The organism is Dyella agri (assembly GCF_044904705.1).
GTDB classification, from domain to species: domain Bacteria; phylum Pseudomonadota; class Gammaproteobacteria; order Xanthomonadales; family Rhodanobacteraceae; genus Rhodanobacter_A; species Rhodanobacter_A agri.
Genome location: NZ_JADIKL010000007.1, coordinates 119,475 through 135,260, shown reverse-complemented (window position 1 = coordinate 135,260; position 15,786 = coordinate 119,475). Strand labels below are relative to the sequence as shown.

The window sequence follows — 15,786 nt, the reverse complement described above, 5'->3', positions numbered from 1 at the left end:
GATCCGGATAGAGCGCCATTAAAAAAGCCCCGCCGGGAATTCCGGCGGGGCTTTTCTTTCGTACCTGATTTCCCGTTTTTACTTCTTGGCTGCCTTCTTCGCAGGAGCCTTCTTCGCGGGGGCCTTCTTTGCCGCCTTCACCGCCTTCTTTGCGGGTGCAGCTTTCGGCGTGGCGCCGGCAATCAGCAGGCTCTCCGCCGTCACGCCTTTCTTCTTCAAGGCCTCGTTGAACCAAACCGGGTGTTTGCCACGGCCGGACCAGGTCTGGGCCGGGTTCTCCGGGTTGCGGTACTTGGGGGCGACCGTCCCCTTGGGGCCCTTCACACCCTTGCCGCCGCCGCGAGTCGGATAGACCTCCGACAAGGTCAGTCCGGCACTGGCCAGGACGGCATCGATCTTGGCGCGCGCCTCCTTGATGTGGTTCTTCCGCGCAGAATCCATCTGCGCTTCGGCACTCTTGATAAGTGCCTGGAGTTCAGAGGGAGAGAGCGAGTCGAGATTGATAGCCATGGTGGTCCTCTTGGTGGGGTCGACAGCCCTAGCCTACGAGATATTTTGGTTCACGCAACAAATTCCACGAGGCAATGACTGTTCTGGCCCAGCGCGTAGCCAAGGTGTCGACCACCTCCACTGCAGGCTAAAAGCAAAAACCCGACAGGACGCCACCGGGACACAGCGGGGACATCGCGACTGCATCCCCGGCCTTTTCAAGCCAGGGATGTAACCAGGAAAGCCTGTCCTTCGAATGACCAGTGACCGACTCATACGGCCGTTGATGGCGGTCTGTCGCGGCAACGCGTGTTGCCGTAGCCACTCATGCTCGCAAATCGGGGAACAATCATGAAAAAGGCAATCTATGGGTCAGCGCTGCTCGGATTGATGGTGGCGGGAGCCGTCCATGCGCAAACCGGGTCTGGCTGGGACGATGGCGATCTCGTTGTTACCGCAACGAATACGGCCAACAACGCATTGCTGGTCTACAACACCCGCGGTGAACTAGTCGGACAGCCCCAAACCGGCGGCTCAGGCGGGGTTGCCGGCAATGCCGGCGGCATCGCGCAAAATCACGATCTTCTCGCCGTCGTCAACTTCGGATCCGGCAATGTTTCGGTCTTCCGGAAGAACGAAGGTGGCGTTCCGCTGCAACTGGCGAAGCTCGTGCCGGCTCTCGCCAACCCGGTCAGCGTCGCCTTCGGCCGCCACCATCTGTACATCCTCACCACCACCTATATCGAGTCGCATCGGATCGACCGGTATGGCGTGAGCGACACGGCCGACGGTAAAGCCCGGTTGGCCCACGCCGACGGCTCTGCCGCCCAGGTGGGCGTCATCGGTGGGCAGCTGGTCATCACCGAGAAGAGCAATGCCATCGAAACGGTCGACCTGGCAGGCCAAGGGGCTGTTTCGGGTTCGGCCAAGCTGGTCGCCAACATCCCGGCCAACGTCAATGCGCCGTTCGGGCTCGCCACGCGTGGCAACGATGCGTACGTCACCATTGCGCACGCCAACGAAATCAGCCTGGTGCGCAACGACGCGGTGCTCACGGTCACGGGTTCCGGCACGCAGATGGCCCCATGCTGGGTCACCCTCGATGGGCCGTTCCTGTTCTCGGCCAACTCACCCAGCCACTCGGTGTCCCGCTACCTGGTCTACGGACGCAAGATCGTCCAGGACGCGGCGGTCGTGGCGTCGTTCAACGGCGCGCCGACCGATATCACCTACCGCGACAATTTCGCTGCCGTGGTCGATGGCACCGGGATCGCATCCCACGTCTCCATCTTCAACGTGGATGGCGATGGCAACTTCGATCTGAAGAGCAGCGTCACCATCAACAGCGGCTCCACCAACGGCATCGCGATCGTGCGTGGCGACGACGACTCCAACTGACAGGAGGCGATGCGTGCATCATGGTTCCGGGCCAACCCCATAACCGGGTTGGCCCGCGAACTCGTTCGCGCGCGGCGGCTTGTCACCATCCATCCAGCGACGACGCATGCCGCTTGCGATACAAAGTCAGAGCGGACGTTTTCGACGCCACCGGGCCGTGGATGGCGCGAACGCAGATCTATTCGAGTGCGGCATCCAGCGTGACTTTTGCATTCAGAACCTTCGACACAGGGCAGCCGGCTTTCGCCTTTGCGGCGATCGCCTGGAAGGTCGGATCGTCGATGTTCGGTATCTTTGCGCGCAGCACCAGATGCGAGGAGGTGATCGAGAATCCCTCGGGCACCTGTTCCAGCGCGACGGTTGCGTTCGTGCTCATCTGATCGGCCGTATAACCGGCCTCCCCGAGCGCGAGCGACAAGGCCATGGTGAAGCACCCCGCATGCGCCGCGGCGATCAGCTCTTCCGGATTGGTCCCCGTAACACCTTCGAAACGGCTACCGAATCCATACGGGTAAGCCTTGAGCGCACCGCTTTGCGTGGAGATGGCCCCCTTCCCTTCCTTGAGGTTGCCTGCCCATGCAGCAGAACCGGTACGGTTGATTTTCATCGCTCGCTCCTGGCAGTTGTCGTGAGTGAGCCGATATTGAACCGCGTTTGGGTGTATAGCCAGTGACACGCCTGAAGGTATGGCTGAAAGTGCTTTCAGCGACCACGCATTCCTCAGGCATGCTGTCCGACGTCGGCCAGGGCCATCCTCGGATAGTTCGGCGCGGTGTCCTATGCCGTCGCCTATCGCCGAACGGCTCAGTTCTCCGCAGGGGCGGGGTTGAAGAAAATCTCCCGCACCTCGACCACGCCCGGAAACACCCCGGCGCCTTTGCGCACCCATGCCATCGCCTCGTCCAGGCTGTCGGTTTCCAGTATCGAAAGGCCGCCCACGAACTCCTTCGACTCCAGGTACGGGCCGTCGGTGATGACCACCTGGCCGTTGGAGTGCGACCGGACCGTCACGGCCTTCGGACTCAGGCCGCAAGCGAACTTCCTGACACCTGCGGCGACCATTTCCCGGTTGAGCGCGTGGATGGCTTCGACCGTCGCCTCGGTGACGACGGATGGGTCGAAGTCGTCGGGAAGATAGGTAGAGATCAGATACTGCGGCATGGTCGTCTCCTGGAATGGTCTTCAGTCGGGCCGGTTGCTTCAACTTCGCATTGACGACGAACGGTAAGGCCGGATTTCGACAGCCTGCCCGAAAATTTCCGGCGCTTTTGCATGGAGCGCGGACGCAGCCCTGCATATCGGTCGGAGTTCCCCGCGTAGCGAGGCGATACCGCTCACCTGACTTCGCCACACGCTCGACTCCCTCCCCTCAAGTATGCCGCCACGCCGCCGATAACCGGATCAGGGAATGTCCGTCAACGTCGTGTCCTTCATGCTACGAACCGCCAAGATACTCGGGCTGTGCCTTGCCTTGTGTGCCACACCCTGGAACGCTCAATCGACTGCCACCGCCGCCATTCAGACCAGCTTGACCATTCGCGAAAGCTGCCTCGTCCAGATCACCGCCTGGACGCGTCACCCGCGGGTCTCGTGCCTGCATGGCGCGCCCTACCTGACGCGCTTGATGGCGGCGCCTCTGCCCATGCAAGACACCGCGCCGTCGAAGGCGACGCCGGCGGAAACGGCCTGGCTGGTCATGTTTTGAGGAAGCTCGCGCCGCTCAGAAGACTATGGTGGCGGTGATGGTGTCGCTGTAGTTGCCGGGCGCCGGGGTCGCCTGCGCGGGCACCATGCCATAGACGCTGATGGCCTGGGCATTGCCGCTGCCGGTGCCGGTCACCATGCTGGTGCCCGCGGTACCGTCGCCCCAGGGAATGCTGCGTGCGCTATCTGTGTATAGCTGGTAGTTGACGGCTCCCCCTCCGCCCTGGCGCTGCAACGCCCGCGCCGCCACATTGCCGCTGGAACCGCTGTTCAGCGAGATGCGGAACGCATCGCCATTCGTGCAGGTGGCGGAAATGGAACCGGTCGCCGTGAGGCTGCTGCGCAGCACGCCGGCGGTGCCGAAGCTGACGTCGCTTGCGCTGATCAGGCAGTTGTTCACCACCGTGGCGCTGGCAGTGAACGGAAAGCTGCCGTTCGATGTGGTCAACGATGCGCATGAGGGTGCGACCAGCGTGTAGAAGCCATAGTTGAGCGACACCTGGCTGCCGCTGAAACTCTGGCTGTAGACGGTGCTGCCGTTGTTCACCGAGGGGACGGTGGGCTGGTTCGCGGCGATGAGTCCGTAATACGTCACCGTCGTGCTTGCGCTGGTGCCCAGCGCGGGTTTGCCGAGTTGCGCGGAGATGGGCGTGGTGCCATTGGAGACCGATCCCCAGGCCAATGAGTGTGCGTTGTCCTGGTAAAGGTCGTATTGCATCGTATTGCTGCCGTCGCTCATGAAGCGCGGGCTGGCGACGCTTAGATTCAGGCACACCTGTACGAATGGCGTAAGCGTGACTGCCGGCCAGGTGCACGTGATGCCTACCGTTCCAGTCGCCGCCACCGACGCGCCGGTAATCGGACTGACATTGCCGAAGCTGACCGGCGATGCGGTAGCCGTGCAGCTCTGCGCATGAGCCCGGCCGCCGACCAGCAACAGCAGACAAAGCAGCAACGCATATCCCAGGCGTTTCATGGCTCACGCTCCGGTGTCACGCGGCACGCCACCGGACCAATGGTGGGTACGCCGGAGTTCTTCGCGCGTTGATAGACAAAACGGGCCGTGCAAGTCCCGGCGGGGGTATCGACCTGCAGATGGTTCTCCTTGCGCAGCCCATTGATATAGGTCAGGCCGTCGTAACCCACCACGGTTTCGGTTCCGCCTTCCAGGTAGCGCACGCGCAAACCGGGCGGAAGCACCCTGCCCTCGCCGTCGTGCAGGATCACCGAAGCGGCATCGTCATGCAGCAGCGGGAAATGCGCCAGCACCCCGGATTGCGACTGCGGCACCGCGTCGATGGAAGTCCTGTCGATGCGCATGTCGGCCGGCAAACGCATGCTGTCGATGGCGATATGGTTGTCCTGGTAGGCGTTCAAATCGGGGATCAGCAAGTGCCCCTGTGCGTCGGTAACACCGATGATCCGATTGTCGTGCAGCACCGGTATGTCGGCCACGCCATCGGTCGACACCAGCGCGAAACCATCGTAGATACGCCGCGCCGCGCGGATGCTGTCATCCATCAGCACGACCGATCCCAGTGCTTCCAGCGACCCCGTCGCATGCCCGGCGATGGTATCCAGCGTACCGGTCACCTGCCCCGCGCCGCCCAGATACTGCAATTGCGCCTGGCGATAGGCGATACCGCCGCTGCCACCTGCCTGCAACCCCCAACCCCAGCCACCGCCATAGTCCGGAGCGCGAGCCGCGTTGGCGTTGTAGTAGAGCTTGCCGTTCTGCTGCCCGGCCGTGGCATCGAGCGAGACACGATTGCCTAGGCCGATGTTCACGCCGAGGAAAAATCCGCGATCGCGGTGCTGCGAGAAATCCTGATAGCCGCTGAAGAACAGCGACAGCAAATTGCCGAAGTTCACGTTGTACGACACGGAACCCAGGCGCGATGCGATTCCGCCGCGCACCCGGTAACCGATATAGCTGAAAGCGAGGGTCTGCTGGTCGAAGAGCGGCAGCGATAGCGTCAACTGGTCGATGGCGGTGGGCACCGGCGTGCCTTGGCGTGCCGCCAGGTCGCCGTAGTCGCCGAAGGTCCGTGTCGTCTGCGCGCTGATGGAAAAGCGCGGTTCGATCAGTTGATAGCCGAGACTGAGTTGCGTGCCTTGCATCCGGCCGCCGCTGGCCGACAGCGAACCGTTGACGACGCCTGCCATGCCCAGGCGGACGAGTGCGCCACCGCCGGCATCGAGCAGTCCGTCGCCGGCCTCGGCATGCCCTTCGACGGTCAGTGCATCGTTGACGCCATAGCGCAGCGTGCCACTGCCTGCAGGGTGCGGGTCATAGTCGTCCGACGCCACACCGTAGTTCCGGCGCACAAAGCCCATCTCGACGGAATAGCTCGAAAGCCCCGTCGCGAGCAATCGGGGATCGACATACAGCGGCAACGATGTCGTCAGCAAGCGGCCAAGCGCGTCGCGCGTCACCAGCGTCGCCTGCCCCGCGCCAGTGATTCCCGGCGCGTTGGTCAGCTCGAACGGGCCGGACGGAACGTCGGTATGCAGCTGGTGCATGTTGTTGATGTACAAATCCAGCGCCGAGGGCACGGCCGCCGAACCCGACAGCATCGGCAACGGGAAAGTCACCAGGTCGGGCCTGAGCGCGAAGTTGCTGCGCCACTGCCATCCGGCCAGGCGGATCGAACGCGACCATGCCAGCGACGAGGAAATGGCGTCGCCCCACTGGACCGTGCTCAACGTATCGGGATCGGACTCGCTCCACGAGGTGTCGTAACGGACATAGCGGTGCATGCCCGGATACAGGTACGCCACGCCGGTATTGCTGAATACGCCATGGGAATCGAAGTAACGCTCCTCCGACCACGACGCCAGGCGCGACCGCGCATCGCTCTGCACGATGGCGTCGTAGTTCACGACCAGGCCGCGCCCGGAGTCCGCGCCGGGCGTCTTCTGCAGCTGCCGCGCGTCCAGCGCATAGGGTCTGCGCAGACGATCCTCCGCCGTCAGCGTCACTGTCTGCGTGGAAGCGTCATAGCGATAACGCAACCCCGTCACTGCATCCAGCGGCACTTCGTCGGTTCCCGCCACGCCAAGCTTGCCGCTGGAAAGCCCGATGGCGTCGAGCGTCTGGCTCGTCGCGAAGAGCTTGCCGCCACGCAAGGTGAGATGCTGTAGCGATCCCTGGCGTTCGCCATTCAATATCACTTCGAGATACACCTCTTGCGGCTGGTTGGCCTTGCCCAGAAAAGCGGCCGGCGTCATGGCCTCGGTGGAGTCCGTGCTCGCCAGGCACGCGGGCGACATCACCGCCATCGCAGTGGCCGTGCACAAGGCCAGGGACAAGCGTCGATCACTGCGATCCACACCCCTGGCGACGCTGTTGACCGCATATCGTTGCCGGGGTCCCATGACGATCACATTCAGTGCGGCGTGGACACCGCCACGGCTGCCTCGCTGGGCCGCCCGTTGATGCTGGCGCGTATCGTCAGCGGTCCCTGCAGCGTGGCGTCGGGGTCGAGATCGACCTTCCACTGTTGCGTACGGCCAGCCAACACATAGCCGAGCAGGCCCTTGTTGAGCGTCAGCGTCTTGCCAGCGGCGACAAGTTCCACTTTCCCGATCTGCCCATGCCGGTTTCCTGCATTGGCCACACGCAACAGCCAACCCTGCGGGGCGCGCAGCAGTTGCCACGACAGAACGGGTTGGCCGATCGCTCCGGCGGGATGGATGAAGATGGGCACCGAATAGCGCAAGCGGATCGTCACACCGTTGGCGGCCTCGGCATCAGGGCGCGGAATCTCGTCGATCAGCACGCGATAGCACTGCTCCGTCGTCACCGCCCCGACGGATTGCCGCACCAGCCTTACCAGTTGGTCGCCGCGTGGCGCCACCTGGATCAACGGCGGGCTGGCGGCCATGTCTCCGGTGGCGTCCAGCGTGTCTCCCTTATCGTTTTGCCCCCAACGGAACACACGCACCTGGCCGTACAGCGGCCGGTCGCCCGGATTGCTCAAGGTGATCCCGACGGCGTTCGCGTTGGACGGCATGTCCACCGTCACTGGCGAAATCTGCAGCGATGCGGCCTGCGTCGCCGCACACGCGAGCACGACCGTCGCCGCGAAAACGAGGCGCAATATCCTCACGGGCGACACGGCTCAGAAGTAAACCGTCGCGGTGATCGTGGTCTGGTAAGTGTCTGGTTTCGGCGTCGTGCCCTGGGGCGGCACTTGGCCGTACACGTTGATGGTCTGCGCGGCGCCCGTCCCTGTTCCACCCACCGTATTCGTGCCCTGCGTATTACCCCACACCGTCGTGTGGCCCGAATCCTGGTAAAGCTGAAAACCGACGGTGGTTCCCGTGTTGCCGGTCGTGGTGCCCGCCATCAGGCGGCCCGCCACCGTGGAGCCCGTTACCGTACCCGCATCGAGGCCGACGTTGTACGGCGTGGTGTTCGTGCAGGTAACGCTCAGCGTCGATTGCTGGTTGATGGCTGTCGTCAGCACGCCGGCCGTACCGAAGTTCAGCGGATTGGCGGTGATGCCGCAGTTCGCCTGCAGCGTCAGCGTCACGTCGAATGTGGCAGTGTTGCTGCCGTTGGAATAGATCGCGGCTGCGATCGGCGCAGAGGCCGTCGCCAATAGAAAAAACACAAAAACACTTACGGACAGGCTGCGCGTCATGGCAGTTCTCCAAAGTCGTCAAACCTTAGCCAACGTGCTGCGGGACACCTGCTGAATGCAGGTATCACTCACGTGATGCCCCTGTTTCCCGTGATGCCCCTGTTTCCGCAATTTCCCCTGTTCCTTTTTTTTGTAACGACGTAAGCAGCGTAGGTCAATCAAGGCTATGTGAAGAACCAGGGATGCCGCACTCGCTATACCGGCACTGTTTCCGCTCAGGCACCACCATGGATCAGTGAATGCGCAAGTCGGCAGGCGAAAGAAATCACGCGTGCGCCTTAATCTTTTTCGTTTCAACTTAGATCGAAAAACTCTAAGGCGAGTGCACGAAATCGGCAGCGAACGCATAGAAATCAATCACCAAGGCCTTCGTCGGATCGGCCTTGCGCCATGCGCGTGCATCGGCCCGCACCGCACCGATCAAAAGCTGATGCCTCACTAGCGAGTTCTTAACCGTCGCCATGATCCCTTCGGTGCCGAGTACGCCGACACACGACAGGAGCACCCATGCACGACGCACTCCCGCACTCGCAATCTGCCGGCAAGCCCACCCTCGAGGATTGGTCGCGCCGCGTGCAGGCCCTGATCGACGACCATCTCGGACGCCGCGCCGAAGTGGACGTCCGGATGCTTGCCGAGGCGCTGGCCGCCGCGACGCAGTGGCCGGCATGCCCGCACCTATCCAGCATCGCCGCTGGCGAAGCCCTGATTTACCTGCGGATGCCGATCGCGCATCGCGGATCGACCGATTACGAGGCCTTGCTCATCCTGTGGCCACCGGGGCACGCCACGCCCATCCACGACCATGCGGGATTGTGGGGACTCGAACTGGTGCTGGATGGCGTGCTTGAGGTCGAAACCTACGCGCTGTCGCCGCAACCCCATCCGCAGCTGACATCCGAGGGGTCCGCCGTGCTCGGCGTGGGCGACCGCGCCTCGTTCTCGGGTGCGAACCATGCGCATCGCTGCCGCAACTTTTCCTCGCAGAAGCCGGCGCTGACCTTGCACGTCTACGGCGGGGCACTGGATACCTATCGCAGCTTCCGCCAGGAGGAAGCCGGTCGCTGGACCAGCACCGTGCACCGGACCCACAGGACTCCCGCGTTCGCCTGAAAGCGCCGCGCGTTTCGAACAGCCAACCCGCATCCGGCTCGAGCGGATCGGCTACGTAGTGCCCGCCTCGCGGAGGAATTTTGCATGACCAAAATCGCGATCATCGGTGGCGGCGCAGCAGGTGCCGCCCTATTCGGCAGCTTGCTGCGCCATGGCCGGATGCTCGACGTCGAGTGGATCGCCGGCGCCGGGGCGAACGGCCGCGGCGTGGCCTATGCCACCCCCGACCCCCGCCATCTGCTGAATGTGCGCGCCGCCGGCATGGGGCTATATCCCGACGCGGACGAAGACTTCCTGACGTTCGCCGCGAAGCGCCTGCCCAATACCGCCGGCACGGACTTCCTGCCACGCCATCTGTTCGGCGATTTCATCGAGAGCCAACTGCAGGAACGGGTCGCTTCGGCCCGCCGGCGAGGGCAAAATTTTCTGGTGCACGCGCAGGAAGCCACGCGTATCGCGCCCCACGTGGGCGGCTACCGCATCGTACTTGCCGACGGTACAGCGCGAGAGGCCGAGGTCGTGGTGCTTGCGTTGGGTTCCCTGGCTGCGCGTCCGTTGCGAACGGTAAGCAGCGACGCGCTCGCCAGCGGCGCCTACGAACTCGACCCCTGGTCCCTGCCGCAGCGCGTGCAGGTACCACGCCGGCTGCTGGTCATCGGGACCGGCCTCACCGCCGTCGACACCTTGCTGTCGGCCGCCCGTCTTTGGCCGCAGGCCGAACTGGTCGCCGTCTCACGCCATGGCTTGCTGCCCTTCGTGCACCTGCCGTCGCCGCTCGAGCCTTATGCGCTGCAGCAGGATCTCAACGCCGCGCTGTTGGCCTGTACCGGCGCGGCACCGATGCTAGGCCTGCTGCGCAACGCGATGCGGGCCTCGCCGCAGGTTGCCTGGCGCAGCATCATCGACGGCATGCGCCCGATCAATGCCCGGCTCTGGGATGGGCTGACGCTGGCCCGGCGCAAGCAGTTCCTGCGTCACCTGCGTTGGTTGTGGGAGGCCGCGCGTCATCGGACGGCGCCACAAACCGCGCAGACCATCCAGCAATTGCTCGACGAGGGGCGCTTGCAGGTCCACGCGGCACGCGTGCTGGCCGTAGCCGGGCACGGGCCGCTCGACGTCGCGGTGCGCGCCCGCGCCAGCCAGATCCAGTCAACGCTGCAAGCCGACCTGGTCGTACAGGCGACCGGCCTCGACACGGCGGCCGCCTACTCCGCACATCCGCTGCTTTCGCATTTGCTGCGCGACGGGCTGGCGGTGGCCGATCCCTTGCAACTCGGCGTGGCCGCACAACCGGATGGCCGGCTGCTCGACGCGCACGGCAATGTGCAACCGAACCTGTATGCCATCGGCTCGCTGCTTCGCGGCAACCTGTGGGAATGCACCGCGATGCCGGAGATACGTGCCGCCGCGCACGCCCTGGCCCAGTCCCTGGCCGCGGGACGCACTGCGTCTGCCGACCAGGCCACGGCGTGTGCGCCTGCCGCAGGTGTCGCGGCGGTCCAGACCCATTCACTGCCCTGCCCTTGCCCATGAGCAAGGGAGCACCGCTCCCTGCGATCACCGTTTGCGATACGGCGGACATGCGCGGTTCGTCGGGCTCCCCTATCGGACCTGACCGGCGCCATCGGCACGGCGAGCGATGAACCTGTGGGGAACACTTTGCGGGCGCAGCCGTCCAGCCGTCGCCAGGATCAATCACGGCGCGCGCCGAAAATGGTGCATTGCATTACACATCGAGCGGACCGATGCCGTCTCACCATAAAATATGTCAGATAAAACAATGATATGAACGGATAGAGCCGCGCTGTCCAGACTGTGCTGCCCCGCAAATTGACAGCGGTGTCAATGGCTCGCAAGCTGATGACAGTTCCATTGCGGGGGAGCGCGATGAACCTGGCAATCGGCCATCCGGATCGACAGACACGTATCCCGGCGCCGCCATTCCTGGCGGCCGACGTCGGCGGGACGCATGCCCGTGTCGCCTTGATGCAGCCCCCCCAGGAGCAGGGCGGCGAGGCCGAGCTGCTTGCCTATCGCGAATTTGCGTGCGCCGATTTCCCGGGGCTGCCGGAGCTGTTGCAAGCATTCGTCAAAGACGAGGTGCAGATGCCAGTGCGGCACTGTGTGCTTGCCTGCGCGGGCCAGCGGATGGGCGATGAGGTTCTGAACGACAACTCGGCGTGGCCGGTCCATCTGCCGCCGTTGCGGCGGGCGCTCGCGCTGGACGATCTTGCCATCCTCAACGATTTCGAGGCGCTGGGGTACGCACTCGACAAACCCCTCGCCCACAGCGCCCGCCTCCTGTGCGGACCGGCCATCCACGTCGATGGCCCGGCACTGGTGATCGGACCAGGCACCGGCCTTGGCGCTGCGGTGCGCCTGCCTGACGCAGCAGGCGGCAGCGTGCTGACGACGGAAGTCGGCCAGATGGACTTTGCGCCGTATTCGCTACGCGAACGCGAGATCCTGGCGCACCTGGCCCCCGCGGGCGGCTACGTGGCGTACGAACGCATCGTGTCGGGCCCCGGCCTGCTGGTCGTGTATGCCGCCCTGTGCAGTCTGCGCGGGGAAGCGCCGAAGCTTGCCACGCCTGAAGCCGTCAGCGCCGCTGCCGCCGAGTGCAGCGATGCCCAGGCCGTGGAAGCCGTGGAGATCTTCTGCGCGGCGCTGGGAAGTTTCGTCGGCAGCCTTGCCTTGGCATTCATGGCCGTAGGTGGCGTGTATCTGGCGGGCGGATTCCTTTATTCGATGTTCGCCTCGCTGGAACGCAGCGCCTTCGAAGAACGATTCCTGCACGGGCGCAGCGCGCGCGCGTTCCTGTCGCGCGTCCCGGTGTGGGTGGCGGAACACGGCCGCCACGGCGTGCTGGGAGCAGCCAGGTGGTACCTCCGGCACGGCGCGCCCGGCAGCGCGATATCGCGCCAAGCCGTGGCCGGGGGTTGAGCCGATGAACCGAGCGACGGCATCGCCGAGCAAAAGATTCCCGACGGCCGGAGGCAATCCGCGCGACGGCCGATGGGCGCTGGTTCGAACGACACGCTGAAACAGGTAGTACCGGAGCACGCGCTCCGCAGGGGGAAGCACCGAAGGGAAGCAGCCATGGCACGCAAGGCCATGGCCGGACGCACCGGGAGGCGGCATCCGGATACGCACGCATCGAAGCGCCGCGGGGCACCAGAGATCCGACAGACATCAACCAAGAGGGAAAGCTCATGTCCACCGTACATCGCAGGCACCCCTTGTCATTTGCCATATCCATGTCGCTGCTCGCCGCGGTAGCGACATCGGCCGTGGCGTCGCCGCGCACGGGTGCCCAGGCGGACAACCAGGGGTCGCAGGCCGGCACGCCGCAGGACACGACGGCGAAATCGCCCGCCGACGCCAAGAAAGCCAAGTCCACGGCCAGCGACGCGCAGAAGCAGAAAGAAAAAGAGGCGGTCACCTTGTCGGCCGTCAACGTCGTCGGCGTACGCGCGTCGCAGATGCGCGCGATCGACCTGAAGCGCGAGGCCCCGAACATCCAGGACAGCATCACGGCGGAAAACATCGGCGCCCTGCCCGACGTGACCATCACCGACTCCTTGCAGCGCGTCACCGGCGTGCAGATCAACCGCGACGCCGGCGTCGGCACTTCGGTGGACGTGCGCGGCCTGCCCCAGGTCGGCACCATGCTGAACGGCGAGGTGTTCATCACGGCGGACCAGATCGACTCGCAGCAGCCCGACTTCACCATGCTGCCGTCCACCCTCTTTCACGGCGTGGACGTGGTCAAGTCGTCCACCGCCAACGAAACCGACGGCGGCATCAGCGGCGCCATCGACCTGCATACCTACCGCCCCTGGGATCTCCCCAGCGGATTCACCTATAGCTATTCCGCCAACGGCGAGCGCGGCACCACCACCAACCGCTGGGGACCCGAGGCCAATGGCCTCATCTCGTTCAACGACGACGGCCACTGGGGCCTGCTGGTGTCGGCCGATTTCTCCAACACCACGCGCATGAATGCCACCGAAGGCCTAGACCAGTACGGCGTAGTGCTGAACGGCGAGAACGCAACCAGCGCCGCCAGCTACAACGGCTTCCTGACCGCATGGAACGGCGCGCCCATCCCGCCGCAGATCGTGCAGAACGCCGACGGCAGCGTGGACGTCAATGGCGACGGCAAATCCAACGGTGTATTCATGGGCAGCCAAAACTTCGGTCTGTACGACGTCACCACCCAGCGCAAGCGCAAATCGGGCAACGCCTCGTTCCAGATGGACCTCGGCAACGGCTTCAGCCTGACCAGCGATTACTTTTACTCGCAGCAGCGCGAATACGATCGCAACGTCGGCATCCAGTTCAACTCTACCAACTGGCAGGGCGCCACCTACGTGCCGCTGCAATCGCGCAATACCGGCAGCCCAGCCCTCGGCGGCTACGGCACGCCGGAGCCGGGCTGGGAAGGCTCGCAGCTGTTCACCACGCAGGTGTACGAGAAGTGGCCCGGCGACGTGGAGTCGTTCTCGCAGATCATCCAGAAGAGTTCCGTCGCGAAGAACTTCAACGTGCAACTGGACTACGACAATGGCGGCTCCTTCACGGCCAGCCTGCGCGGCATCCACGACACGGCGTTCCAGTCGAACGTGGAAACCGACCTCAACATTTCCGACTCCGACGGCGCGCTGTGGCCCAACGTGCTGAATCCTGGCGTGAACGTGCCGCCCGGCACCTTCATCTACCCCTCGCAACTGGGCGGCAACCGCGTGTTCAACGCCAACGGCGTGGCGCAGAACACGATTCCGATCATCGCGAACTTCGGCGGCCGCTACCTCACGGTCAGCATGCCCGCGTCGCTGGCCGCCGATTTCGCCAACCCCGCCGGCTGGACGATGAAGACGCTGGAATCCTCCGGCGACTACGACCGCCAGGTGGACCTCAACGCTTTGCGTTTCGACGGGAAGTACGACTTCCAGGACGGTTTCAAGCTCGAATTCGGCCTGCGCAACAGCATCCGCAGCGCCGACAACGTCGGCTGGACGCTGGAAACACCGGTGTACGCCGGCATGGGAGCGAGCGACCCGAATGGATGCCTGGTGCGCTACGTCGGCGCCGACGTGGTCATGGACAGCGGCTCGTGCACCGCCGGCAACGCGCAGGGCTACTACCGCGCGGGACCGCTGTCCGCGATATCGATGCCGAACACCGCCGCGCCGCTGTCGGGCAACTGGAAGCAGTACACCAACCTGCTCGGCTCGGGCATCAATTTCTGGGCGGTCAATCCCTCCGCCTTGATCGATCCCGTCGGCTACTGGAAATCGCTCTATCCCGATACTGTCGAAGTGGGTGAACCGGGAACCACCTGGGGCGTGGGGCTGAAGGAATTGTCGGGCTACCTGCAGGGCGATTTCAGCGGCACCCTCGGCAGCATGCCGTACAGCGGCAACGTCGGCGTGCGCGTGATCCGCACCCACCTGGACGTCACCCAGCACCTGAGCGGCGCCCCCGGCTCGTACGGCGACGAACCCGTCGACGCCGGCACCTCCATCACCAAGCGCAGTTACCAGGATGTGCTGCCGTCGGCCAACTTCGCACTGGATCTGACCGACAGCCTGAAGTTCCGCCTGGCCTATTCCAAGAACATGATGCCGCTCGACCTCAGCACCTGGGGCGGCGGCCTACAGCTGAACTACTCGCTGATGGAAACCCCGCAGGGGCCGATCTTCCGCGTCTCGAACGGCACCTCGACGGGCAACCCGGACCTCAACCCGTGGCGCTCCACCAACTACGGTGCCTCGCTGGAGTACTACATCAACCCCACCAGCATGATCAGCCTCGCCTTGTTCCGCATCAACATGCAGAGCTTCATCAAGAACGGCAGCGTGACCAACTGCACCTTGCCGGACGAAGATGGCGTGGTGCGCGACCATTGCATCGTGATCACCGAACCCGTGCAGGGCACCGGCAACAGCATCCACGGTGCGGAGTTCGATTACCGCCAGGGCTTCACCTTCCTGCCCGGCATCCTGTCCAAGACCGGCATGGAAGTGAACGCCACATACGCGCCGAGCAACTCGGGCGAAAGAGACCTCTCCGGCGCCAAGATTCCGTTCCAGGACAACTCCACCAAGTCCGGCAACTTCATCCTGTGGTATCAGGACGACCGCTTCCAGGCACGCGTCGCGTACAACTACCGCTCGCGGCGCGCTGTGCAGGACAGTGTGGGCGGCATCACCGGCATGGAGATGTACGAGGCGCCGCAGAAGTATCTCGACGCGTCGATCTCGTACAAACTCAACAAATACGCCGAGCTGTTCGTGGACGGCACCAACCTGACCAACGAGTATCAGCACTACTACCTGGTGTGGCCCGACCAACCGGCGCACTCGAATTTCTCCGAGCGCATGTTCATGTTCGGCATCCGCGGCCAGTGGTGAGCCGCGGCAACGGAACG

At 64.2% G+C, this 15,786-nt stretch carries 14 protein-coding genes; 6 read left to right on the top strand and 8 right to left on the bottom strand.

Going from position 1 to position 15,786, the window contains the following annotated elements:
• Positions 1-78 precede the first annotated feature (78 nt).
• Complete coding sequence (locus ISP14_RS13370; protein ID WP_404540776.1) at positions 79-510, bottom strand: H-NS histone family protein; 432 nt, start codon at positions 508-510, stop codon at positions 79-81.
• 330 nt (positions 511-840) lie between these two features.
• Between ISP14_RS13370 and ISP14_RS13365 the strand changes: the two genes are divergently transcribed.
• On the top strand, positions 841-1,887 hold the full coding sequence (locus ISP14_RS13365; protein WP_404540774.1) for a hypothetical protein: 1,047 nt from the start codon (positions 841-843) through the stop codon (positions 1,885-1,887).
• Positions 1,888-2,065: 178 nt separating this feature from the next.
• On the opposite strand, the gene ISP14_RS13360 is transcribed toward ISP14_RS13365, so the two are convergent.
• Positions 2,066-2,494: an OsmC family protein gene (locus ISP14_RS13360; protein ID WP_404540772.1), complete on the bottom strand. Its 429-nt coding sequence runs from the start codon at positions 2,492-2,494 to the stop codon at positions 2,066-2,068.
• A gap of 197 nt (positions 2,495-2,691) precedes the next feature.
• A complete protein-coding gene (locus ISP14_RS13355) occupies positions 2,692-3,048 on the bottom strand; it encodes a YciI family protein (protein ID WP_404540770.1) in 357 nt (118 codons plus the stop codon).
• Positions 3,049-3,295: 247 nt separating this feature from the next.
• Between ISP14_RS13355 and ISP14_RS13350 the strand changes: the two genes are divergently transcribed.
• Positions 3,296-3,592: a hypothetical protein gene (locus ISP14_RS13350; protein ID WP_404540768.1), complete on the top strand. Its 297-nt coding sequence runs from the start codon at positions 3,296-3,298 to the stop codon at positions 3,590-3,592.
• Positions 3,593-3,607: 15 nt separating this feature from the next.
• Here ISP14_RS13350 and ISP14_RS13345 read toward each other — a convergent pair whose 3' ends face one another.
• The 5 genes from ISP14_RS13345 to ISP14_RS13325 all read right to left on the bottom strand — a co-directional run bounded on the left by ISP14_RS13345 (position 3,608) and on the right by ISP14_RS13325 (position 8,703).
• A complete protein-coding gene (locus ISP14_RS13345) occupies positions 3,608-4,567 on the bottom strand; it encodes a Csu type fimbrial protein (RefSeq protein WP_404540766.1) in 960 nt (319 codons plus the stop codon).
• Positions 4,564-6,864 carry a fimbria/pilus outer membrane usher protein gene (locus ISP14_RS13340; RefSeq protein WP_404540764.1) on the bottom strand — a complete coding sequence of 767 codons (2,301 nt, stop codon included), beginning with the start codon at positions 6,862-6,864 and terminating at the stop codon, positions 4,564-4,566. The genes ISP14_RS13345 and ISP14_RS13340 overlap by 4 nt, the downstream gene beginning before the upstream one ends.
• Before the next feature lie 116 nt (positions 6,865-6,980).
• Positions 6,981-7,694, bottom strand: coding sequence for a fimbrial biogenesis chaperone (locus tag ISP14_RS13335; RefSeq protein ID WP_404540762.1), 714 nt, complete (start codon positions 7,692-7,694; stop codon positions 6,981-6,983).
• A gap of 21 nt (positions 7,695-7,715) precedes the next feature.
• Complete coding sequence (locus ISP14_RS13330; protein ID WP_404540760.1) at positions 7,716-8,240, bottom strand: Csu type fimbrial protein; 525 nt, start codon at positions 8,238-8,240, stop codon at positions 7,716-7,718.
• Positions 8,241-8,553: 313 nt separating this feature from the next.
• Positions 8,554-8,703, bottom strand: a complete 150-nt coding sequence (locus ISP14_RS13325) for a hypothetical protein (RefSeq protein WP_404540758.1) — start codon at positions 8,701-8,703, stop codon at positions 8,554-8,556.
• A gap of 44 nt (positions 8,704-8,747) precedes the next feature.
• On the opposite strand from ISP14_RS13325, the gene ISP14_RS13320 reads away from it, so the two are divergent.
• The 4 genes from ISP14_RS13320 to ISP14_RS13305 all read left to right on the top strand — a co-directional run bounded on the left by ISP14_RS13320 (position 8,748) and on the right by ISP14_RS13305 (position 15,769).
• Positions 8,748-9,353: a cysteine dioxygenase gene (locus ISP14_RS13320; RefSeq protein ID WP_404540756.1), complete on the top strand. Its 606-nt coding sequence runs from the start codon at positions 8,748-8,750 to the stop codon at positions 9,351-9,353.
• Between the two features lie 84 nt (positions 9,354-9,437).
• Positions 9,438-10,886, top strand: coding sequence for an FAD/NAD(P)-binding protein (locus tag ISP14_RS13315; protein WP_404540755.1), 1,449 nt, complete (start codon positions 9,438-9,440; stop codon positions 10,884-10,886).
• Positions 10,887-11,240: 354 nt separating this feature from the next.
• Positions 11,241-12,296 carry a glucokinase gene (locus ISP14_RS13310; RefSeq protein WP_404540753.1) on the top strand — a complete coding sequence of 352 codons (1,056 nt, stop codon included), beginning with the start codon at positions 11,241-11,243 and terminating at the stop codon, positions 12,294-12,296.
• Between the two features lie 296 nt (positions 12,297-12,592).
• The gene (locus tag ISP14_RS13305; protein WP_404540751.1) at positions 12,593-15,769 is read left to right on the top strand and encodes a TonB-dependent receptor; all 3,177 of its coding nucleotides are present in this window, start codon (positions 12,593-12,595) and stop codon (positions 15,767-15,769) included.
• Positions 15,770-15,786: the final 17 nt, after the last annotated feature.